The sequence below is a fragment of the Brevundimonas sp. genome, from assembly GCF_041688735.1.
Classification (GTDB): Bacteria; Pseudomonadota; Alphaproteobacteria; order Caulobacterales; family Caulobacteraceae; genus Brevundimonas.
Genome location: NZ_JBDNHO010000031.1, coordinates 1 through 20,305, shown reverse-complemented (window position 1 = coordinate 20,305; position 20,305 = coordinate 1). Strand labels below are relative to the sequence as shown.

At 67.9% G+C, this 20,305-nt stretch carries 20 protein-coding genes; 12 read left to right on the top strand and 8 right to left on the bottom strand.

Annotated elements, in window-relative coordinates; all coding sequences use genetic code 11:
• Positions 1 to 69 precede the first annotated feature (69 nt).
• Together ACESMO_RS03840 and ACESMO_RS03835 are read left to right on the top strand one after the other, a co-directional pair.
• Positions 70 to 837: an alpha/beta fold hydrolase gene (locus ACESMO_RS03840; RefSeq protein ID WP_372706862.1), complete on the top strand. Its 768-nt coding sequence runs from the start codon at positions 70 to 72 to the stop codon at positions 835 to 837.
• A gap of 22 nt (positions 838 to 859) precedes the next feature.
• The gene (locus ACESMO_RS03835; protein WP_372706861.1) at positions 860 to 1,087 is read left to right on the top strand and encodes a hypothetical protein; all 228 of its coding nucleotides are present in this window, start codon (positions 860 to 862) and stop codon (positions 1,085 to 1,087) included.
• 7 nt (positions 1,088 to 1,094) lie between these two features.
• On the opposite strand, the gene galU is transcribed toward ACESMO_RS03835, so the two are convergent.
• Both galU and glmS read right to left on the bottom strand, forming a co-directional pair.
• Positions 1,095 to 1,973: a UTP--glucose-1-phosphate uridylyltransferase GalU gene (galU, locus tag ACESMO_RS03830; RefSeq protein WP_372706860.1), complete on the bottom strand. Its 879-nt coding sequence runs from the start codon at positions 1,971 to 1,973 to the stop codon at positions 1,095 to 1,097.
• Positions 1,974 to 2,028: 55 nt separating this feature from the next.
• The gene (glmS, locus tag ACESMO_RS03825; protein ID WP_372706859.1) at positions 2,029 to 3,840 is read right to left on the bottom strand and encodes a glutamine--fructose-6-phosphate transaminase (isomerizing); all 1,812 of its coding nucleotides are present in this window, start codon (positions 3,838 to 3,840) and stop codon (positions 2,029 to 2,031) included.
• Between the two features lie 167 nt (positions 3,841 to 4,007).
• Between glmS and glmM the strand changes: the two genes are divergently transcribed.
• Together glmM and ACESMO_RS03815 are read left to right on the top strand one after the other, a co-directional pair.
• Positions 4,008 to 5,366 (top strand): phosphoglucosamine mutase, encoded by a 1,359-nt coding sequence (gene glmM, locus ACESMO_RS03820; RefSeq protein WP_372706858.1) that lies wholly within the window; start codon positions 4,008 to 4,010, stop codon positions 5,364 to 5,366.
• Positions 5,367 to 5,430: 64 nt separating this feature from the next.
• Positions 5,431 to 6,489, top strand: coding sequence for a YeiH family protein (locus tag ACESMO_RS03815; RefSeq protein ID WP_372706857.1), 1,059 nt, complete (start codon positions 5,431 to 5,433; stop codon positions 6,487 to 6,489).
• A gap of 14 nt (positions 6,490 to 6,503) precedes the next feature.
• Here the strand turns inward: ACESMO_RS03815 and ACESMO_RS03810 are convergent, their stop codons facing one another.
• A complete protein-coding gene (locus tag ACESMO_RS03810; protein WP_372706856.1) occupies positions 6,504 to 7,823 on the bottom strand; it encodes an FAD/NAD(P)-binding protein in 1,320 nt (439 codons plus the stop codon).
• A gap of 4 nt (positions 7,824 to 7,827) precedes the next feature.
• Positions 7,828 to 9,327: a phosphomannomutase/phosphoglucomutase gene (locus tag ACESMO_RS03805; RefSeq protein ID WP_372706855.1), complete on the bottom strand. Its 1,500-nt coding sequence runs from the start codon at positions 9,325 to 9,327 to the stop codon at positions 7,828 to 7,830.
• Positions 9,328 to 9,516: 189 nt separating this feature from the next.
• Between ACESMO_RS03805 and ACESMO_RS03800 the strand changes: the two genes are divergently transcribed.
• From ACESMO_RS03800 to ACESMO_RS03790, 3 genes are read left to right on the top strand one after another with little or no spacing between them, the layout of a single operon-like run.
• Complete coding sequence (locus ACESMO_RS03800) at positions 9,517 to 10,233, top strand: 2,3-diphosphoglycerate-dependent phosphoglycerate mutase (protein ID WP_372706854.1); 717 nt, start codon at positions 9,517 to 9,519, stop codon at positions 10,231 to 10,233.
• Positions 10,230 to 10,856 (top strand): bifunctional diaminohydroxyphosphoribosylaminopyrimidine deaminase/5-amino-6-(5-phosphoribosylamino)uracil reductase RibD, encoded by a 627-nt coding sequence (gene ribD / locus ACESMO_RS03795; RefSeq protein ID WP_372706853.1) that lies wholly within the window; start codon positions 10,230 to 10,232, stop codon positions 10,854 to 10,856. Before ACESMO_RS03800 ends, ribD begins: the two co-directional genes overlap by 4 nt.
• A 52-nt stretch (positions 10,857 to 10,908) precedes the next feature.
• The gene (locus tag ACESMO_RS03790; protein WP_372706852.1) at positions 10,909 to 12,183 is read left to right on the top strand and encodes a pentapeptide repeat-containing protein; all 1,275 of its coding nucleotides are present in this window, start codon (positions 10,909 to 10,911) and stop codon (positions 12,181 to 12,183) included.
• Between the two features lie 46 nt (positions 12,184 to 12,229).
• Here the strand turns inward: ACESMO_RS03790 and ACESMO_RS03785 are convergent, their stop codons facing one another.
• Positions 12,230 to 12,631, bottom strand: a complete 402-nt coding sequence (locus ACESMO_RS03785; RefSeq protein WP_372706851.1) for an Hsp20 family protein — start codon at positions 12,629 to 12,631, stop codon at positions 12,230 to 12,232.
• 88 nt (positions 12,632 to 12,719) lie between these two features.
• On the opposite strand from ACESMO_RS03785, the gene ACESMO_RS03780 reads away from it, so the two are divergent.
• The 3 genes from ACESMO_RS03780 to ACESMO_RS03770 all read left to right on the top strand — a co-directional run bounded on the left by ACESMO_RS03780 (position 12,720) and on the right by ACESMO_RS03770 (position 15,618).
• Entirely contained in the window at positions 12,720 to 13,565 is an 846-nt protein-coding gene (locus tag ACESMO_RS03780; protein ID WP_372706850.1) for a class I SAM-dependent methyltransferase, read from the top strand.
• A 104-nt stretch (positions 13,566 to 13,669) separates the two neighbouring features.
• Positions 13,670 to 14,581 (top strand): class I SAM-dependent methyltransferase, encoded by a 912-nt coding sequence (locus tag ACESMO_RS03775; protein ID WP_372706849.1) that lies wholly within the window; start codon positions 13,670 to 13,672, stop codon positions 14,579 to 14,581.
• A complete protein-coding gene (locus ACESMO_RS03770) occupies positions 14,578 to 15,618 on the top strand; it encodes an alpha/beta fold hydrolase (RefSeq protein ID WP_372706848.1) in 1,041 nt (346 codons plus the stop codon). Before ACESMO_RS03775 ends, ACESMO_RS03770 begins: the two co-directional genes overlap by 4 nt.
• A 75-nt stretch (positions 15,619 to 15,693) precedes the next feature.
• Here ACESMO_RS03770 and hisN read toward each other — a convergent pair whose 3' ends face one another.
• Positions 15,694 to 16,479, bottom strand: a complete 786-nt coding sequence (hisN, locus tag ACESMO_RS03765; RefSeq protein WP_372706847.1) for a histidinol-phosphatase — start codon at positions 16,477 to 16,479, stop codon at positions 15,694 to 15,696.
• A 125-nt stretch (positions 16,480 to 16,604) separates the two neighbouring features.
• Complete coding sequence (locus tag ACESMO_RS03760; protein ID WP_372706846.1) at positions 16,605 to 16,982, bottom strand: helix-turn-helix domain-containing protein; 378 nt, start codon at positions 16,980 to 16,982, stop codon at positions 16,605 to 16,607.
• Positions 16,983 to 17,168: 186 nt separating this feature from the next.
• Here ACESMO_RS03760 and ACESMO_RS03755 point away from each other — a divergent pair, with 186 nt between their 5' ends.
• Positions 17,169 to 17,411 (top strand): GlsB/YeaQ/YmgE family stress response membrane protein, encoded by a 243-nt coding sequence (locus ACESMO_RS03755; protein WP_372706845.1) that lies wholly within the window; start codon positions 17,169 to 17,171, stop codon positions 17,409 to 17,411.
• 80 nt (positions 17,412 to 17,491) lie between these two features.
• Here the strand turns inward: ACESMO_RS03755 and typA are convergent, their stop codons facing one another.
• A complete protein-coding gene (gene typA, locus ACESMO_RS03750; RefSeq protein ID WP_372706844.1) occupies positions 17,492 to 19,321 on the bottom strand; it encodes a translational GTPase TypA in 1,830 nt (609 codons plus the stop codon).
• 322 nt (positions 19,322 to 19,643) lie between these two features.
• On the opposite strand from typA, the gene mutM reads away from it, so the two are divergent.
• On the top strand, positions 19,644 to 20,305 hold a 662-nt coding region (gene mutM, locus ACESMO_RS03745), incomplete at its 3' end, for a bifunctional DNA-formamidopyrimidine glycosylase/DNA-(apurinic or apyrimidinic site) lyase (RefSeq protein ID WP_372706843.1).

The following is a 20,305-nucleotide window of genomic DNA, read 5'->3' as shown; positions in this document are numbered from 1 at the left end:
AGTCAGGCCTTCGCTTCGCTGGCAACCGTTCGCTATCAGTCCCCGAAAGAATGCGCGAGAGGAACGGTCATGGACGATCTGCGGCGACTGACCCGGCCCGATGGCGAGACCCTGGTGTTCAGGCGGGTCGAGGGCTCGGGTCCGACCGTGGTCTGGATCGGCGGCTTTCGCTCCGACATGGAGGGGACAAAGGCGCTGGCGCTCGACGTCGCGGCGCGCGAACGGGGCTGGCGCTTTGTCCGCTATGATCATTTCGCCCACGGCCGCTCGTCCGGCGACTGGCGCCAGGCCACCATCGGCCGCTGGCGCGAGGACGCGATCGCCTTGATCGACAGCCTCGAGGGGCCCGTCATCCCCGTGGGGTCGTCCATGGGCGGCTGGATCGCCCTGTTGCTGGCGCTGGCGCGGCCAGAGCGGATGGCGGGACTGGTGCTGGTCAATCCGGCCCAGGACTTCACCGAACGACTGATGTGGCCGGGACTGCCCGATCACGAACGCCAGGCCATACTGCGCGACGGCGAGACCCTGATGGTCGAGGCGGGCCCCCCTGATCAAGGATTGGGCGAATACGTCCTGACCCGCCGGATGTTCGAGGAGGCGCGGGACTGGTTGTTGCTGGACGACGCCGTGCCGATCTCCGCGCCCGTCCACATTCTGCAGGGGCGGGCCGACGACGTGGTGCCGTGGCGGCACGCGGCGGCTCTGGTCGAGCGGTTGGCCGGCGGCGACGTCCGGCTGGACGTGATCGAGGGCGGCGACCACCGCCTGTCCAGCCCCGGCGACCTGGATCGGCTGATCGAAGCGGTTGATCGGATGCGATTTCAGGCGTTTACATAAAGTCCAATCGCAGGAGACCCCCATGCGCGCCCTGACCTTCGCCCTTCCCGCCCTGCTCCTGCTGGCCGCAGCCGCTTGCGCTCCCAGCGTGGGCAACGACCGCTATGCCAGCGAACTGCAGCGCCTGACCGAGCAGTGCTCCGCCCGGGGCGGCATACTGTCGCCTACCAGCGGCCAATCCGGTCGGCCTCAGCTCGATAATGTCTGCAAGGTCACCGGCCTGCCGTCGCCGCTGACGGCGGGCGGTTGATTCCGGCTTAGAGCAGGGCTGTGATCGCCGCCCGCGCCGCCTCGCCCAGGTCCGGGCGTTTCAGGGCCAGGGCCACATTGGCGCGCAGCAGGCCGATCTTGTCGCCGCAGTCGTGGGTCACGCCCTCGTATTCGACCGCCGTGAAGGTCTGATCCTTCATCAGCCGCGCCATGCCGTCGGTGAGCTGGATCTCGCCGCCCGCGCCACGTTGTTGCGTCTCGAGGATGCCGAAGATTTCGGGCTGCAGGATGTAGCGGCCTGCGATCGACAGGTTCGACGGAGCCTCGCCCCGCGCCGGTTTCTCGACCATCCCCTTCATGCGGAAATGCCGGCCGTCGTGGTCCTCGGGATCGACGATGCCGTATTTGTGGGTCTCGGTCTCGGGCACGGCCTCGACGCCGATGACGTTGCCGCCGACCTCGGCATAGACGTCCGCCAGCTGTCGCAGGGCACCAGGGGCGGCGTCCACGATGACGTCGGGCAGCAGCACCGCGAAAGGCTCGTCGCCGATGATGTCACGCGCGCACCAGACGGCGTGGCCCAGCCCCAGCGGCTGCATCTGGCGGGTGAAGCTCATCTCTCCGGCCGTGGCCAGTTCGGCGATCATGGCATCCAGGATGTCGGTCTTGCCCTTGGCCAGCAACTGGGCCTCGAGTTCGATCTGGTGATCGAAATAGTCCTCGATCGCACCCTTGGAACGCCCGGTGACGAAGACGATGTGTTCGATCCCGGCCTCGCGAGCCTCTTCGACGATGTAACTGAGGATCGGCCGGTCGACGACGTTCAGCAGTTCCTTCGGCGTGGTCTTGGTGCCGGGCAGGACGCGCGTCCCCAGACCGGCGACGGGCAGGACGGCCTTGCGAAGGCGGCGGGCGGACGTGGTCATGGAAGATCCTGAACGACGAGGTCGGGAAGCCTAACGTATTCGCGCGCCGATGCGATCACTCCACCGTGACCGATTTCGCCAGATTTCGCGGCTGGTCCACATCCGTGCCCTTCTGCACCGCCGTGTAATAGGCCAGCAACTGCACCGGAATGGCATAGACCAGCGGCGCGATCAGGGAATGGCACTCCGGCGCGTCGACCCGCCGGATGCCGGCCCCGTGCAGGTCCGGCGCGGACTTGGGGGCGATCATGATGACCGGCCCGCCGCGCGCGGCCACCTCCTGCAGGTTGGAGGCGGTCTTTTCAAACACCTCGTCCATCGGGGCGAGGGCGATGATCGGCGTCAGCGCGTCGACCAGGGCGATGGGGCCGTGCTTCAGCTCGCCGGCGGCATAGCCCTCGGCGTGGATATAGCTGATCTCCTTCAGCTTCAGCGCGCCTTCCATGGCCAGCGGGAACATGGCCCCGCGCCCGAGGAACAGCACGTCGGTCGCCTTGGCTATGTCCTGGGCCACGGCCTTGAGGTCGTCCTCCATCCGCATCGCCTCGGCGATCAGCCGCGGCGCCTCGAACAGGGCCTTGACCAGTTCGGCCTCTTTCGCCGCATCGATCCGGCCGCGCTGGACGCCCGCCGCGACCGCCATGGCCAGCAGGGCGGCGACCTGGGCGGTGAAGGCCTTGGTCGAGGCGACGCCGATCTCCGGTCCCGCATGGGTGGGCCACAGCATGTCGGCTTCCCGCGCCATCGAAGACGAATGAACATTGACCAGGGCCGCGGTCTTCAGTCCCCTGGCCTTGCACCAGCTCAGGCTGGCCAGGGTGTCGGCCGTCTCGCCGGACTGGCTGACCGCCACCGCGAGCGTGCCGGGCGTCAGGGCGGGCTGGCGATAGCGGAACTCGGACGCGATCTCGACGTCGCAGGGCAGGCCCGCCAGCTTCTCGAACGCATAGCGGCCGATCTGGCCGGCGTAGAAGGCGGTGCCGCAGGCCACGATCTGGATGCGGTCGATGGCGGCGAAGTCGGTGTCCGCCTTGGCCTTGCCGTTCACGAAGTCGAGGTAGTGGGAAAGGGTGTGCTGGACGCTGTCCGGCTGCTCATGGATCTCCTTTTCCATGAAATGCCGGTACTCGCCCTTCTCAACCAGAGCCGATGAGGCTGAGACCTGCACGACCGGACGCTCGACGGCGTTGCCGCTGACGTCGAACATCCGCGCGCCGTCGCGGGTCACGGCGACGAAATCACCCTCTTCCAGGTAGCTTATCTTCTGGGTGAAGGGGCCGACCGCCAGGGCGTCGGAGCCCAGATACATCTCGCCTTCGCCCCAGCCGACCACCAGCGGGCTGCCGCGCCGCGCGCCCAGGATCAGCCCGTCCTCGCCCTCGATCAGCACGGCCAGCGCATAGGCACCGGTCAGCCGATCCAGCACGGTCTTGAAGGCGGCCATGGGGTCGTTGCCCTTGGACAGTTCGCGGTCCAGCAGGTGGGCCACCACCTCGGTGTCGGTCTGGCTCTCGAAAGCGTGGCCTTCGGCGGCGAGTTCGGCCTTCAGCTCGGCGAAATTCTCGATGATGCCGTTGTGCACCAGAACGACCCGACCGGCCTTGTGCGGGTGGGCGTTGGCGGTGGTGGGCGCGCCGTGCGTCGCCCAGCGGGTGTGGCCGATGCCGATCGTGGCCGCCAGCGGCTCGGCCAGAAGCACGGCCTCCAGTTCGCGGATCTTGCCCTTGGCGCGGCGGCGCTCGATCCGGCCATCGACCAGGGCGGCGACACCTGAGGAGTCATAGCCGCGGTATTCCAGCCGCTTCAGGCTGTCGATCAGGCGGGGAACCGCCGGGCCGACGCCCGTCACACCAATAATACCGCACATGGATAAGCCCCTGGGAAATCTGCCCTCTCCGCGCTTTGCGCGCGGACGGGTAACGGGCTAAGCCGAGCCCTGCTGTCTCGCGCCGATGTAGGCGATAGGCGGCCGGATTTGCACCTAAAAAGCGGTTTCGCAAGCTTTCTGAGACCACGACGAGAGGAAGACGACGCGTGGGCGAGAGACGCTATTTCGGCACCGATGGCATTCGCGGCTGCGCCAACACCTATCCCATGACGCCTGAAGTGGCGCTGCGGGTCGGGCTGGCGGCCGGGCGGCTGTTCATGTCGTCCGACGACCGCCGCCATCTGGTGGTGATCGGCAAGGACACCCGCCTGTCCGGCTATATGATCGAGCCGGCGTTGGTGGCGGGGTTCGCCTCGGCCGGCATGGATGTGCTGACCTTTGGCCCCCTGCCGACGCCGGGCGTGGCGATGATGACCCGGTCCATGCGTGCCGACATCGGGGTGATGATCTCGGCCTCGCACAACGCTTATCTCGACAATGGCATCAAGCTGTTCGGCCCCGATGGCTACAAGCTGTCGGATCAGGTCGAGCTGAAGATCGAATCCATGATGGATCAGGCCTTGGACGAGGGTCTGGCCCCGCCCGACAAGCTGGGGCGCGTCAAGCGCATCGACGACGCCCAGGCCCGCTATATCGAGATCGCCAAGGCCAGCTTCCCCAAACGGCTCAGCCTGCAGGGCCTGCGCATCGCCATCGATTGCGCCAACGGCGCCGGCTACAAGGTCGCCCCGACGACGCTCTATGAGTTGGGGGCCGAGGTCTTCGCCGTCGGCGTCGATCCCAATGGCTTGAATATCAACGCCAACTGCGGCTCGACCTATCCCGAGACTCTGGCCGAGGCGGTAAAGACCCATGGAGCCCACATCGGCATCGCCCTGGACGGCGACGCCGACCGGGTGATCATCTGCGACGAGAAGGGCCGGGTCATCGACGGCGACCAGATCATGGCCATGGTCGCGCTCGACTGGGCCCGGCGCGGCCTGCTGGTCGGCGGCGGTGTGGTCGCCACGGTTATGTCCAACCTTGGGCTGGAGCGCGCGCTGAACGCCGCCGGCCTGACGCTGGAGCGGACCCGGGTCGGCGACCGCTACGTCATGGAGCGGATGCGCGAGGGCGGTTTCAACATCGGTGGCGAACAGTCCGGCCACATCATCCTGCACGACCACGCCACCACCGGCGACGGGCTGATGTCCGCCCTGCAGGTGCTGGCCGTTCTGGTCGAGAGCGGCCGTCCGCTGAGCGATCTGGCCCGTCAGTTCGACCCCGTGCCGCAACTGCTGGAAAATGTCCGGTACACCACCGGCAAGCCGCTTCAGGACCCCGGCGTCAAGGCCGCCATCGTCGCCGCCGAGGCGCGACTGGCCGGTCAGGGTCGCCTTCTGGTCCGGCCATCGGGCACCGAGAAGCTGATCCGCGTGATGGCTGAGGGCGATGACGAGGCGCTGGTCAAATCGGTGGTCGCCGATGTGGTCGCGGCGGTGAAGACGGTAGGGCAGCCTGCCTGACTCAAAGGTGGATCGCGGTGCCTCTTCGGCGCAGTCTCACCCTATGATTCCCTCACGCCCTCGGGTGCCAGGGCCGTCCCGCGCGGCCGGGGGCGCCCTGTCCCTGATCCCCGGCCTGCTCGCCTGCGCGGCGGTCACCGTGGCGGCGGTCGCCGTCCAGGCGCTGGAGCTCAGCCTGTTGGGGCGGGGCTGGATCGACGCCATCGTGCTGGCCATCCTGATCGGCGCCGCCGTGCGGTCCATGTGGACGCCGCCCGCCGCCCTGAATCCCGGCATAGAGTTCAGCGCCCGGACCCTGCTCGAGATCGCGGTGGTGCTGCTGGGTGCCTCGGTCAGCGCCGCCACCGTAATGGCCATTGGCCCCGGCCTGCTGGCGGGAACGGCCCTGGTCGTCGCGGTCGCCCTTGCCGTCAGCTACGGGCTCGGCCGATTGTTGGGTCTGCCGCACCGGATGGCGGTTTTGATCGCCTGCGGCAACGCCATCTGCGGCAACTCCGCCATCGCGGCGGTCGCCCCGGTGATCGACGCCGACGCCGAGGACGTGTCCGCCGCCATCGCCTTCACCGCCGTGCTCGGCATCGGGGTCGTGCTGTCCCTGCCGTGGCTGGCCGTGGTGCTGCGGATGACGGAGCTGAACTATGGCGTCCTCGCCGGCCTGACGGTCTATGCCGTGCCCCAGGTGCTGGCCGCCACCCTGCCCACGGGGAGCGTGGCCGCGCAGGCCGGGACGCTGGTCAAACTGGTCCGCGTGCTGATGCTGGGCCCGGTCTGCCTGTTCCTGGCCGTCGCGACCGCGCTGGGCCGCAAGTCCGGTGCCGCGAGCGTGGATGGCGTCGCCCCGGCGCGACGGATTTCGATCCGTCATCTGGTCCCGTGGTTCATCGTCGGCTTCCTGCTGATGATGGCCGCGCGGTCGGTGGACCTGATCCCGGCCGCCGCCCTGCCGGTCATCGCCCAGGCTGCCACCGTCCTGACGCTGATCTCGATGGCTGCCCTGGGCCTGAGCACCGACGTCCGCGCAGTCGCCAGGTCGGGCGTCCGCATCGCCGCCGTGGTCATCCTGTCGCTGCTCGCGCTGATCGGCCTCGCCCTCGGGCTGATCGGATTGCTCACCGTCATGTGACCCGGTGGGCCGGATCAGCGTCCCGCGTTCGCCAGCGTCACGGTCAAGCCTTCGATCCGTTTGCGGATGTCGGGCACGGCGATGGTTTCCCAGTAGGCGGCGCGCGCCGGAGGGCCGAGGACGAACAGGCACGGGTCGGGCGCGCCGTCGGCGCCCAGAACCCGACCCTCCGCGTCGAGGTCCAGCCCCAGTCCCAGCGGACCGAGCGCTACCCGGCCCGAGGCGAGCAGCGGACCGGTCAGGGGATCAGTCGCAGGGTCATGTCCCGGACCCGTGCAGTCGATCAGCCAGCGCCCGCTCAGTGCTGAAGGCTCCGTCGCCCCGCGCGGCATCCAGTCCAGCGCGATCCCGTCGGCGGTCTCTTCGACGCGGCTGACACGACCGGCGACGACGATCAACCGTTCCTCGGCCCGCAGGGTTCCGACGGCGGTCGCGACGCTGTCGGCGATGCGGTGCCGGTGGACGTCCCACCACGGTCGCAGGTGACGCAGGAAACGGGCGCGGGTCGCGTCGTCGGCGGCGACCCACAGCGTGGCGGTGGTCGGCCGCAACCCCTCCATCACGCCGCGCCAGCCGCCGTCGTCCGCCAGCCGCCGGGCCTGGGCCAGACGTCGCGAGAGCGGTCCGCAGGTCATCGCTTCGCCGGGCGTGATCGCGGCGCCGTGGCGGGCTCCGTGCGCGCGGGGCGTCAGGCCCCGACGCGACAGGGCGACCGCCCGCCCGCTCCAGCCGCGCGCCTGCAGACCCAGTAAGATGTCGATCATGGTCAGGCCGGTGCCGAGGATGATCACATCGTCGTCCGCGTCGATGCGAGCCAGGGTGTCGGTCGCCCAGGGATCACCGATCAGCCGGTCTGATGCGACCAAGCGAGCCGGGTCGGCCGTCTTCGGGGTCGGATTGCCGGTGGCGATCACGATGGCATCGGCCTCGACCCGCCGTCCGTCTGCCAGCAGAACGACCGGTCCCTCAATGGCGACGGCCTCGCCGGCGACGCGCCTGATCAGGCCGGGACGGTCGGCCTCGACGGCGGCCAGCCGGTCCTCGATATAGAGGCCGTAAAGGCGACGGGAGATGAAGCCTTCAGGGTCGGCCTGCCCGGGATGGCGCGCCCCCAGCCAGCGCGTGAAATGGTCGGGCCGTGCCTCGACCGCGCTCATCCGGCCGGAACGGACGTTCAACAGATGCCCATCGAAACCGGTCGAATAGGCCACGCCGGGCCCGAAGGTTCCGGTGCGATCGATCAGGCTGGACGCGACGCCCCGTTCGGCCAGCCGCGCCGCCAGCATGGCGCCGGAGAAGCCGCCGCCGACGATCGCGACCTGCCCCCCGGCCATACGCTCAAATTTCCTGATTATAGGCACCGATTTCGGCGTATTTCGCCAGCCGGGGCTTAACTTCCTGGTGGAACAGGGCGCGCATGTCCTCGTCCGAGCGCATGCTCTCGACCACCACAACCAGTTCCGGCTTGTTCGAGGAGGCGCGGACCAGAACCCACGACCCGTCTTCCAGATGCACACGTACGCCGTTGACGGTAATCGCTTCCACGATCCTGCGGCCCAGGATCGAGCCGCCCGCGTCGGCCAGAGCCTGATACTCGGCCACGATCCGTTCCAGCACCTCGTACTTCAGCTCGTCGTCGCAATGGGGCGACATAGTCAGGCTGGTCCAGGCGTCGGGCAGGGCGGCCTTGAGTTCGCTCAGTTTTTTGCCCGCGTTGCGGTCCAGCATCGCCAGCACGGCGCCGGCGGCGACGATGCCGTCGTCATAACCGTGGCCCAGGGGCGAGTTGAAGAAGAAATGGCCGGACTTCTCGAACCCCGCCAGCGCGCCCAGTTCGGCCGTCTTGCGCTTGATGTAGCTGTGGCCGGTCTTCCAGTAGACGGTGGTCGCGCCATTGGCCTTCAAGACCTCGTCGGTCTTGTACAGGCCGGTCGATTTCACATCGACGACGAAGGTGGCGTTCGGGTGCAGGGCCGACAGGTCGCGGCCCAGCATCAATCCAATCTTGTCGGCGAAAATCTCCTCGCCCGTATCGTCCACCACGCCGCAACGGTCGCCGTCGCCGTCAAAGCCCAGGGCCAGGTCGGCACCCGTCTCGCGCACCTTGGCGGCCATCTGCATCAGCATGGCGTGGTCTTCGGGGTTTGGATTGTATCTCGGGAAATTGTAGTCGAGCTCGGTGTCCATCTCGATCACCGCGGCCCCCATGCGGCGCAGGGCCTCGGGGGCGAAGGCGCCGGCGGTGCCGTTGCCGCAGGCGGCCACGACCCTGATCGGCCGGGTCAGTTTCACCTTGGAGACGATGTCGGCCAGGTATTTCTCGCGGAAGCCCTCGATCCGGGTCAGCGACCCGCCTTTGCGGCCGACGCCCTCGCCGTTCAGGACGATGGCCTTCAGCCGTCCGATCTCGTCGGGGCCGAAGGTCAGGGGCGGATTGGCCCCCATCTTCACGCCCGTCCAGCCGTTCTCGTTATGGCTGGCGGTGACCATCGCCACGCAAGGGCAGTCCAGCTCGAACTGGGCGAAATAGGCCGTCGGTGACAGGGCCAGGCCGATGTCCAGCACCTCCATCCCGCCTTCCAGCAGGCCCAGGATCAGGGCCTGTTTCACCGACAGGGAATAGGAGCGGTAGTCGTGGCCGACAACGATGCGCGGCCGCTGTCCGATCTCGTGGACATAGGTGGCGAGGCCCAGACCCAGGGCCTGGATCCCCAGCAGGTTGATCTCCTTCTCCAGGATCCAGCGCGCGTCGTACTCACGGAATCCCGTCGGCTTGACCAGAGCAATGGTCTCATAGTCGGCCGTGTTGGGGCGGAGATCGGCGCGGGGCTTTTGCATGCGGTCCTCGGATGACGGTCGGCGCGGGTCGTGGGCCACGCCGAAGCTGATCGCCTTCTAGCCTCCGGTCCCGACAGGTCGCAACAACGCGCGAAGGCCGCCATGGCTGCGGGGAACCGGAGGCTGCGCCCGAAGCTTGACCCTGTCAGACCCCGGGCCTACCCAAATCGGACCTCATCGGAGACCGGAATGCCCCGCCTGATCCTGCTGCGCCATGGCCAGAGCCAGTGGAACCTCGAGAACCGCTTCACCGGCTGGGTCGATGTCGGCCTGACCGCCGAAGGCGAGGCGCAGGGGCGTCGGGCGGGCGAGCTGGTCGCGCAGGCGGGCTTCCATCCGGCCGTGATGTTCGTCTCGGTGCTCAAACGGGCGAAACGCACGGGCGCCCTGGCGCTGGATTCGGCCGGGCTGAAAGACGTGCCGGTGGTCGAGGACTGGCGGCTGAACGAGCGGCATTACGGCGGTCTGACAGGACTGGACAAGGCCGAGACGGCGGCGCTGCATGGCGAGGATCAGGTGCGCATCTGGCGGCGCAGCTATGACGTCCCGCCGCCGCCACTGGCTCCAGGCGGCGAATGGGATTTCGCGGGCGATCCCCGCTATGCCGGACAGACCATCCCCGACACCGAAAGCCTGAAGACCACGCTGGATCGGGTGCTTCCGTATTGGAACGAGGCCATCGCGCCGCGCCTCAGGGCCGGCGAGGACGTGCTGATCGCCGCCCACGGCAATTCGCTGCGGGCCATCGTCAAACACCTGTTTGCCGTGCCTGACGACCAGATCGTCGGCGTCGAGATTCCCACCGGCAATCCGCTGGAGATCGATCTGGACGCCGAGCTAAAGCCGACAGCGGCGCGCTATCTGGATGCCGGACGCGCCAAGCCCCTGCCGGAGATCGCGGAATGACGGCCGCCGACGACGCGCGCTTCATGGGTCGAGCCATCGACCTGGCCAAGGCCCGCATGGGCGAGACCTGGCCCAATCCGGCGGTCGGCTGCGTTATCGTCAGCGGCGGAGAGATCGTCGGCGAGGGCGCGACCGCGCCCGGCGGCCGCCCCCATGCCGAGGAACAGGCCGCCCCCGCCGCCGGCGAGCGGGCGCGCGGCGCGACGGCCTATGTGACGATGGAGCCGTGCGGGGCCCGGTCGTCGGGGCGCAAGTCGTGCTCGAATTTCCTGATGGAGGCCGGGGTGGCGCGCGTGGTCGTCGCCGCCGTCGATCCCTCGCCCTTCGCGTCGGGGCGCGGAGTCGAACGGCTGCTGAAAGCGGGGCTGGAGGTCGAGACCGGCCTGATGGCCGATGAGGCGGCGGTTCTCTACGAAGGCTATCTGCACCGGGTCGAGACCGGCCGTCCCATGGTTCGGGTCAGCGACGACGGGGCGGGCTTCGACGCGCGCTTCGCGGCCTCGTCCAAGGCCGACCTGACGACCGAGCTTAAACGGCTCGGCGAGGCGGGCTACACCCGGGTCTGGGTCGGGTCCGGAGAATTGGCCGAAGCTCTTGTGACTCAAGGACTTCTCACTCCATGAACAGGGCTGCCGCTTCAGCTTTCCTTAAGCGAGCTGTGCCATAGCGGGACGGATGGCTGTATCCAACACCCAGGCCGTCAGAAGGCGGATCGATCAACAGGAGCTGGACGCCATCTGCGCGCGGCACGACCGCCTGTGGCAGGCCAAGCCCGGCGGGGCCCGCGCGATCCTGGCCTGGCTGGATCTTTCCGGCCTGTCGCTGGCGGGGCGCAACCTCGCCGACGCCGATTTCGCCGCCGCCTGCCTGATCGGCACGGACCTGACCGGCGCCAAGCTGGACAACGCCACCTTCTTCGGCGCGGACATGCAGGACTGCATCCTGGTCGACGCCAGCATGCGCCGCGCCGACCTGCGCGGGGCCTCCCTGCGCGGGGCGAACCTGACCGGCGCTGATCTGTTCGAGGCGGACCTGCGCGAAGGCACCATCGCCGCCGCCGACTCCAAGCTGGGCTTTCGCGTGGTCGAGGCCAAGTGGCGCAACGACACCCAAGCCCAGGGGGCCTGTCTGGTGGGTGCCAACCTGCAGCGCTCCAAGCTGACCGGCGTTGTCGCCGTCGCCGCCGACTTCACCGACGCGATCATGAAGGAATGCAAGCTGGTCCGAGCCAACCTGAAACAGGCCAGCTTCAGAGGAGCGGATTTGGCCGGCGCGGACCTGTCGGGCGCCGATCTGACCGGGGCGGACCTCAGGGACTCCATCCTCGTGGGGGTCAAATTCGCCATGTGGCGCACCGACGGCGCGGACATGACCGGGGCCCTGACCGACGACCGCTCGGTAGGCGCGCCCGTCGGCAAGATGCCGGCCGCCGAGATGCTGGCCGACCACGCCCAATGGTGCGAGACCGACGGCACCCAGGGCCGCCCCTCGGTCTTCGACGGCGTCGACCTTCGCGCGTTGCGCTCGATCAAGGGCTATAATCTGACTGCCCTGTCCGCCAGGGGGGCGGTCTTTTACGGCCTCGACATGGAGGGCGTTCAGTTGCAGGGCGCGCATCTCGAGGACGCCGACCTGCGCTCGGTCAATCTGAAGGGCGCGGATTTGCGTGGCGCGCGACTGGTGCGAGCGCGGCTGAACGGCGCCGACATGCGCGGCGCCCAGCTAGGGCCGTTGATGCTGAGCGCCGACCGCCTGCTGCCCGCCGACCTGACCGGGGCCTGCCTCAAGGGCGCCGACCTGTCCGGCGCCGACCTCAAGCGGGCCAATCTGAACGACGCCGATCTGACCCGTGCCATCTTGCGCGGCGCCTGCCTGTCGCAGGCCGAGATGATCGGGACCGACACCACGTCCGTGCGCGGGCTGGAAATCAAAAGCCCGCCCACCCCCTGACGCGAAAAAAGGGCGACGCGAACGCCGCCCTGTCTCTTTTTTGGGCCTATCGCCTTGCGGCTGCTTGAGGCCAGCTTTGGCTTATCGCCTTGCGGCTGCTTGAGGCCGAGTGGGCCTTTCCTGTCTTGCTTTCGATCAGTTTCGAGCCGCCGCCGATGTCGATGCGGCGGGGCTTCGGCGCCTCGGGCAGTTCGCGGACCAGTTCGATCGACGGCAGGCCGTTCGACAGATCCGCCGTCTTGACCACCATATATTCGATCAGCTGGAAGCGCCGCTCGAAGTCGCGCTCGGCCAGGCCGAGATGCAGATAGGTCCGCTCGGCCCCGGCGTCGTCTCCGGCGGTCCGCGTGCGGCCCCGCCCGGTCTGGAGAAGCCGTCGATCGGCATCCCCGAGAGCCGATGCGGAAAGGCGCGCGCCCGCGTCAAGGGCAACCCGTTCCGGCGCCAATCGGTCGCATCGAAGCCATCAAGCCTTGCCCTCCGGACCGCAGGCCGTAATGGTTACCGACATCCTTCAACCCAAGCCGGAGACCGCCATGCGCCTGCTCGTCCTCGCCGTGACTGCCGCCCTCGCCTTTCCAAGCGTCGCTCTCGCCCAGACCCTTCCGGCCCTGCCGACGCTGGACGAGACGCCCAGCCAGCGGATCGCCCGCCGCGCCGAAATGACGCCGCCGGTGCTTCAGGAGGATGCGGCCCTGCGGGCGGCGATCGGATCGGACGCCCGGAAGAGGGCCGCCGTCGAGGGGCAACCGGCCGACGCGGCGCGGGATCCCTATCGCCGGCCCCTCGAGACACTGACCTTCTGGGGGCTGACGCCGGGATCGACCATTGTCGAGATCGCGCCGGGCGCGGGCTGGTGGGGTGCCATCCTGCGGCCCTATGCCGAGGCCACCGGCGGCACCTATGTCGCGGTCGCGCGTCCGGTCGAGAGCATGGGCGTGGACGACGGGACCGCCGACATTGTCCTGGTGGCCCGGTCGCTTCACGGCTGGCATCGTGGCGGTCGCACTGAAGCCAATATGGCTGCCTTCTTCAAGGCGCTGAAGCCGGGCGGCGTTCTCGCGGTCGAACAGCACCGCAGCGTCGAAGGCCTGAACCCTGACATCACCGCCCCGACCGGCTACATGCCGGAGAGCGTTGTCATCCGCGCTGCAGAGGCCGCCGGCTTCATACTGGACGAGCGCAGCGAGCTTAACGCCAACGCCAAGGACGACCACGACCATCCCTTCGGCGTTTGGACTCTCCCGCCGGTGCGCACCAGCGCGCCCCGTCAAGGCGTCGCAACCGACCGACCCACGCCTCTGAGTGAGGCCGAGCGGGCTGAGTACGATGCCATCGGCGAAAGTGACCGCATGACCCTGCGCTTCCGCAAGCCGGCCTGATAACGGCATGACGGCCGGCGTTTTGACGGGGACAGTGAACAGGGTTAAGGCCCCGCCTCGGGTGCTGGATCGCAGGGGACGAACCGGCTCGGCAAGGGGTGTGGATGTCTGACCCATCCGAACGTCGGCCGTTTCTGGCGTCGCGTCGCGGCCTGATGTCCGGCGTCGCGACTCTCGGCCTGCTTGCGGTGGCCGGCTGCGGCCGCAAGGAAAAGACCGCCGAACCGCCCGCCACGGCCGACGGTCCGCCCAAAGGGTCGCTGGAATGGGCCGTCGCCGGGCCCTGGCGGGCGCAGGACAAGGTTCGCGACGCCGACCGTCACCCGATGGGGACTCTGCGCTTCTTCGGCCTTCAGCCCCGCATGAAGGTCGTGGAATTCTGGCCGGGCAGTGGCTGGTGGACCGAAATCCTCGCCCCCTATCTGGCCGAGGGCGACGGCGGCTATGTCGCCGCAGGATTCCAGACCGGCCCGGGTGCCGACCCGTCGCAGACGCAGTTAACGGCTGCTTTCCAGAAACGGTTCACCGGCGACCGGCCTCTTTACGGCGAGATTGAACTGTCCGCCTTTGGTCCGACGTCGGTGCTGGTGACGGAAGCGGGAACCGCTGATCTGGTCCTGTTCATGCGCAACATCCACGCCTGGATGGCCGCAGGAATCGTCGAGAAGGCCTTCGCCGACGCGTATTCGGCGTTACGGCCGGGCGGCGTTCTGGGCGTCGAACAGCACCGGCTGGGCCCCGAGGCCGATCAGGATCCGGCCGCCGCCAGCGGTTATGTGCAGGAGGCCTTCGTCAGGCAACTGGGCGCCGAGGCCGGTTTCGCCTTCGTCGCGGCCTCGGAGATCAACGCGAATGAAAGGGATGACAAGGATCATGCCTTCGGCGTCGATACCCTCGCGCCCCAGCGCCTGACCGCGCCGCGGGGGTCGCCGCCGGACCCGTTGTTCGACCGGACCGAATATGACGAGATCGGCGAGAGCGATCGCATGACCTTGAAATTCAGGAAGCCAGAGTGATCCGAGCCGCCGCCTACGCCGCCAACGCCCCCCTGATGGGGGTACCGGGCGCCTCCGCGCCTCCGGGTGGCCACGGCGAGTGGTTTCGCGGTGCCGGCGGCCTGCGCCTGCGCGCCGCCTTCTGGACGCCCTCCACGCTCGTCGCCCGCAAGCCGCGTGGCACGGTGATCGTCAGCCCGGGCCGGACCGAGCCGATCGAGAAATATTACGAGGTCATCGGCAACCTGCTGGCGCGTGGCTGGTGCGTGCTGGCCCACGACTGGCGAGGGCAGGGCCTGTCGGCCCGCCTGCTCCCCGACCGCCTCAAGGGCCACGCCCGTGCGGTCGAGGAGTTCCTGGACGACTACTCCCGCCTGCTGGAGGCCTTCGAAACCCGCGCGCCCAAGCCCTGGATCATGGTCGGTCATTCCATGGGCGGAGTGCTGAACCTGATGTCGCTGCAGGGCGGGGACGAGCGGTTCTCGGGTGCCGTCCTGACCGGCCCCATGCTCCGCATCAAGACCGGCAAGCGCTCGGCCTGGTCGGTCAAGCTGGCGGTGCGCTGGAACCTGCGCCACGGCAAGGCGGGCGACTATGTGCTCGACAATCCCGACGATCCCTTCGACCACACGTTCGAAAAGGACGCCCTGACGTCCGACGCGTCCCGTTACGAACAGTGGCGGCAACAGCTCTACGCCTGCCCCCATCTGGCCGTCGGCGGCCCGACCTGGGGCTGGCTGGCCTTCGGCCTCGACGCGGGCGAACGGTCGCTCAAGCCCAAGGCGCTGAAGGCCGTCCGCGCGCCCGTCGCGATCGTCCAGGCCGGCGAGGACGACCGTGTCTGGAAACAGACCAACAAATGGGCCGCCAAACGCCTGGGCCGCGGTCGCTACGTCGAGGTTCCGGGGTCGAAGCACGAGATCATCATGGAGACCGACGACCTGCGTGGGGTCTTTCTGGACGAGTTCGACGCCATGGCGGCCTATGTCTCGCCGGTCGAGGACCTGTCGCCTCTGGCCGTGACCGAGCCGTCGCCGGAGCCGATCGAAGCGGCCTGAGTCTCAGATTTCGCTCCCGCATGATTCTGGACCATTTTTTGGATTCAGGTCGATTCGACCTGAAGCAAAAGTGGTCTAACGCGACGCCCGTCTCAGCGTCACCAAGGCCTGATCGATCAGGCGGGGGTCTCCGACGGCCAGGATCTGACCGCCTCCGTCGGGAGTCTCGCCGCGCCAGTCGACGACCTTGCCGCCCGCCGCTTCGATCACGGGGACAAGGGCGAACCAGTCCCAGACCTTCAGTTCGCTCTCGGCCACCAGGTCGATCCGTCCCGCGGCCAGCATGGCATAGGCGTAGGCGTCGCAGCCCAGTCGGGCCAGGCGGGCCGCCGCGCGAAGTTGCGTCCATGCGCCCCGTTCCGCGCCGTTGAAGATGTCGGGGTCGGTGGTGGCGATGACGGCGTCGTTGAGACTCGCACAGGCGCGAACGGCCAGAGCCGTTTCCGCGCCGCCTTTCAGCATTCGCGCGCCAGATGGACCGCCGAGGAAAATCTCATCCAGATAAGGCTGGCCGATGACGCCGACGCTCGGGCGGCCCTCGGTTCGCAGCGCGATCAGATTGGTCCACAGCGGCAAACCGGCGATGAAGGCGCGGGTGCCGTCGATCGGGTCGAGGATCCAGACATGGTCGGCGTCTGGCCGGTCCTCGCCATACTCCTCGCCGATGACGCCGTGATCGGGATAACGCGCCGCGATCAGTCGACGGATCGCCGTTTCGGCTTCCTGGTCGGCCTGGGTGACCGGATCGAATGCGCCGGGCCCGCCCTTGTCCGTCTCCGTGCAGGTGCCGCGAAAATACGGCAGGGAGACACGGGCGGCCTCGCGGGCAAGTTCGATGGCGAAGAGTTCATGCTCGGTCATGCAGTGGCGAGTGGCGAGTGGCGAGTGACGAGTCAATCCGCCTCGTCACAGCCGGCCGGGCGACGAGGACGAGACAGGAGGAGCGAACCCTCGCCACTCGCCACTCGCCGCGCGTCACTCGCCTGTCAGGCCGCGCTGCTCTCGGTATGCAGCGACTTGGCCAGGTCCAGCAGCCGCCGACGCGGCTTTTCGTCGAGCTGATAATAGGCCTGGATCAGGTCGAGCGTTTCCTTGCGGGAAAACATTTCGCCGCCCTGATTGGCCGCCTCCCGGCGTTCAATGGCCTCTTCCAGGCCGTCGTAGAAATAACTGACCGGAGATTCCAGCGCCTCGGACAACTGCCACAGGCGAGCGGCCGAGATGCGGTTGGCGCCGCACTCGTATTTCTGGATCTGCTGGAAGCGGATTCCGACCTGGGTGGCCAGTTGCTGCTGCGTCAGGCCCAGAAGGCGACGACGACGGCGCACACGACGCCCTAGGTGCAGGTCGATATCGGTGGCCATGGCCCCATTTTCCCTTGCTGCGGGATGTCCCGAAGCGGGACGGCTGGCCCTCCGGGTGGCAAGCGCCATGCCGCGTTCGGGTGCCGGGGGAGAGTCGGAGAGCAATCTTCGATCGAACAAGCGCAACCGTCGGCGCTCCGACGCATTATGGCCACGAGACTGATTGTCTGAGGAAGGGACTCACCAATGAACATCATTTTCTGGATCATCGTCGGCATCATCGCCGGCTTCCTGGCTGAGAAGATCATGGGCCGCAGCCACGGTCTGCTGACCAACCTGATCGTCGGCATCGTCGGTGCCGTCATCGGCGGCTTTGTGGCCAACGCTCTGGGCTTCGCCTGGGGTGGCTGGATCGGCTCCACCATCGTCGCCACGATCGGCGCGATCCTGCTGCTCTTCCTGCTGGGTCTGGTGAAGCGTCGGGCCTGAAGGTCCTGCCTTCGCGGCCAAACGACAAAGGGCGGCTCCTCGCGGAACCGCCCTTTTTTCGTCTCGCAACAGCCGGCGGATTATTCCTCGCGGACGCGCTTCTTGCGGAATGAGGGGTTAAGCACGGCCTTGCGCAGGCGGATCGACTTGGGCGTGACCTCGACCAGCTCGTCTTCCTCGATATAGGCGATGGCCTGTTCCAGCGACGGCCGCCGCGGCGGGGTCAGGCGAACCGCCTCATCCTTGCCCGAGGCGCGGATGTTGTTCAGCGCCTTGGCCTTCATCGGGTTGACGTCCAGATCGTCCCAGCGCGCGTTCTCGCCGATGATCATGCCCTGGTAGGTCTTCTCGCCGCCGCCGACGAACATCACGCCGCGGTCCTCGAGGTTCCACAGGGCGAAGGCGGCGGTCTCGCCGTCGCCGTTCGAGACCAGCACGCCCTTCAGGCGGCCCTCGATGGCGCCCTTGTGCGGCTCATAGTGGCTGAACACGCGGTTCAGCACGCCCGAACCGCGCGTGTCGGTCAGGAATTCGCCCTGGTAGCCGATCAGACTGCGTGAAGGCGACTTCAGCGTCAGGCGCGTCTTGCCGGCACCCGACGGGCCCATGTCCTTCAGCTCGGCCTTGCGGGCCGACAGCTTCTCGATGACCACGCCGGTGTATTCGTCGTCGACGTCGATCACCACATCCTCGATGGGCTCCAGCCGCTCGCCATTCTCGCCGGTCTGATAGACCACGCGCGGACGGCTGATCGACAGTTCGAAACCTTCGCGGCGCATGTTCTCGATCAGCACGCCGAGTTGCAGTTCGCCGCGCCCGGCGACCTCGAAGGCGTCCTTGCCGCCGGTCTCGGTGACGCGGATGGCGACGTTGGCCTCGGCCTCCTTCAGCAGGCGGTCGCGGATCACGCGCGACTGGACCTTGTCGCCTTCACGACCGGCCAGTGGGCTGTCGTTGACCGAGACGGTCATGGAGATGGTCGGCGGATCGATCGGCTGGGCGGGCAGGGCGTCGGTGATTTCCAGCGAGCACAAGGTATCGGCGACGGTGGCCTTGGACATGCCGGCGATGGCGATGATGTCGCCCGCCTCGGCCTCGTCAACCGGCTGACGCTTCAGGCCGCGGAAGGCCAGCACCTTGGTGATACGGCCCTGTTCGATGATCTTGCCGTCGCGGTCCAGCGCCTTGATGGCCATGCCCGGCGTGGCCTTGCCGCTCTCGATGCGGCCGGTCAGCAGGCGACCCAGGAAGGGATCGGACTCGATCAGCACGTTCAGGATCTGGAACGGCTTGTTCTTGTTCTCGGCGACCTTTGGCTCGGGTACGTGACGCACGATCAGCTCGAACAGGGCATTCAGATTGTCGGAGGGCTGGTTCAGATCCATCGTCGCCCAGCCGGCGCGGCCCGAGGCGTAGATGTGGGGGAAGTCCAGCTGCTCGTCGGTGGCGCCGATGGCGGCGAACAGGTCGAAGGCGGCGTTGTGGACCTTGTCCGGATCGGCGTGGGCGCGGTCGACCTTGTTGATGCAGAGGATCGGCTTCAGGCCCATCTTCAGGGCCTTGGTCAGCACGAATTTGGTCTGGGGCATGACGCCCTCTTCAGCGTCCACCAGCAGCACGCAGCCGTCCACCATGCCCAGGATGCGCTCGACCTCGCCGCCGAAGTCGGCGTGGCCCGGGGTGTCGATGATGTTGATGCGGGTGTCTCCGGCCTCGCCATGCCACAGCACGGAGGTGCATTTGGCCAGGATGGTGATGCCGCGCTCTTTTTCCTGATCGTTGGAGTCCATCGCCCGCTCGGCGTGGGCCTCGTTGGCTCGGAAGACGCCGGATTGAGCCAGCAACTGGTCCACCAGCGTGGTCTTGCCGTGGTCGACGTGGGCGATGATGGCGACGTTGCGCAGATTCATTTGATTATCAGACGTGCAAGGCGGCCGGACGAGAGCGGACCGCTGGATAGTGGCGACGGTGCGGGGAGCGCGCGCCTCTTACAGGGACGCACGTGGAAACGCCAGTGCGCGAGGAACACGCACTGGCGTAACGGGGTCCTATCGCCGACGAAAGCGGCGGAGAGAGGGCGAGACGAGGGAACAGGGGGTAGGGACCAGGGAATAGGGATCAGGAAGGGTTGGCTGTCAGAGCCCAACGGTGAATATGGGTTTTCGCCCCTCGCCCCTCGCCCCTCGCCTCTCGCCCCTGATCCCCAATCCCTGATCCCCAGTCCCTCAAAAAATGCCCGAACTTCCCGAGGTCGAAACCGTCCGCCGTGGCCTTGAGCCCGTGCTGATCGGCGCGCGTCTGACGCGGGTGCGCCAGAACCGGCCGGACCTGCGCTTTCCCTTCCCCGACCGCTTCACCGAGCGGCTGGAGGGGGCCGTCGTCGAGCGTATCGACCGTCGCGCCAAATATCTGCTGACGCCGCTGTCGACAGGCGAAACCTGGGTCAGTCACCTCGGCATGACCGGCCGCTTCACCCTGGACGGCACCCAGCTGGGCGAGTTCGAGACGCCCGCGCCGATCGTCGGCAAGCATGAGCACCTCAGCCTCAGCGCCATCAGGGACGGGGCCGCCACCCGCGTGGGCTTTGCCGACGCCCGCCGTTTCGGCTTCATGGGTCTGATCCCGACCGATCAGGTCGAGGCCCACCCGTGGTTCGTCGCCCTCGGCCCCGAGCCGCTCGGCAACGGCTTCTCCGGGGCGCATCTGGCCGAGGCCTTCTCGGGCAAGAAGCAGAACATCAAGGTGTCCCTGCTGGACCAGCGGACCGTCGCCGGCCTCGGCAACATCTATGTCTGCGAGGCCCTGTACCGCGCCCGGATTTCGCCGCTGACTCCGGCGGGCAGGGTGTCGAAACCCCGCCTCGAAAGCCTCGCCGCCGTGGTCCGCGACGTGCT

What these genes read in the sequence shown, in the direction of transcription:
- hisN (WP_372706847.1), bottom strand. Translation starts at nt 16,479, where the DNA reads ATGACCGAGCATGAACTCTTCGCCATCGAACTTGCCCGCGAGGCCGCC.
- ACESMO_RS03755 (WP_372706845.1), top strand. Translation starts at nt 17,169, where the DNA reads ATGAACATCATTTTCTGGATCATCGTCGGCATCATCGCCGGCTTCCTG.
- typA (WP_372706844.1), bottom strand. Translation starts at nt 19,321, where the DNA reads ATGAATCTGCGCAACGTCGCCATCATCGCCCACGTCGACCACGGCAAG.
- ACESMO_RS03805 (WP_372706855.1), bottom strand. Translation starts at nt 9,327, where the DNA reads ATGCAAAAGCCCCGCGCCGATCTCCGCCCCAACACGGCCGACTATGAG.
- glmS (WP_372706859.1), bottom strand. Translation starts at nt 3,840, where the DNA reads ATGTGCGGTATTATTGGTGTGACGGGCGTCGGCCCGGCGGTTCCCCGC.
- ACESMO_RS03835 (WP_372706861.1), top strand. Translation starts at nt 860, where the DNA reads ATGCGCGCCCTGACCTTCGCCCTTCCCGCCCTGCTCCTGCTGGCCGCA.
- ribD (WP_372706853.1), top strand. Translation starts at nt 10,230, where the DNA reads ATGACGGCCGCCGACGACGCGCGCTTCATGGGTCGAGCCATCGACCTG.
- ACESMO_RS03840 (WP_372706862.1), top strand. Translation starts at nt 70, where the DNA reads ATGGACGATCTGCGGCGACTGACCCGGCCCGATGGCGAGACCCTGGTG.
- ACESMO_RS03780 (WP_372706850.1), top strand. Translation starts at nt 12,720, where the DNA reads ATGCGCCTGCTCGTCCTCGCCGTGACTGCCGCCCTCGCCTTTCCAAGC.
- ACESMO_RS03760 (WP_372706846.1), bottom strand. Translation starts at nt 16,982, where the DNA reads ATGGCCACCGATATCGACCTGCACCTAGGGCGTCGTGTGCGCCGTCGT.
- ACESMO_RS03810 (WP_372706856.1), bottom strand. Translation starts at nt 7,823, where the DNA reads ATGGCCGGGGGGCAGGTCGCGATCGTCGGCGGCGGCTTCTCCGGCGCC.
- galU (WP_372706860.1), bottom strand. Translation starts at nt 1,973, where the DNA reads ATGACCACGTCCGCCCGCCGCCTTCGCAAGGCCGTCCTGCCCGTCGCC.
- ACESMO_RS03790 (WP_372706852.1), top strand. Translation starts at nt 10,909, where the DNA reads ATGGCTGTATCCAACACCCAGGCCGTCAGAAGGCGGATCGATCAACAG.
- ACESMO_RS03775 (WP_372706849.1), top strand. Translation starts at nt 13,670, where the DNA reads ATGTCTGACCCATCCGAACGTCGGCCGTTTCTGGCGTCGCGTCGCGGC.
- ACESMO_RS03800 (WP_372706854.1), top strand. Translation starts at nt 9,517, where the DNA reads ATGCCCCGCCTGATCCTGCTGCGCCATGGCCAGAGCCAGTGGAACCTC.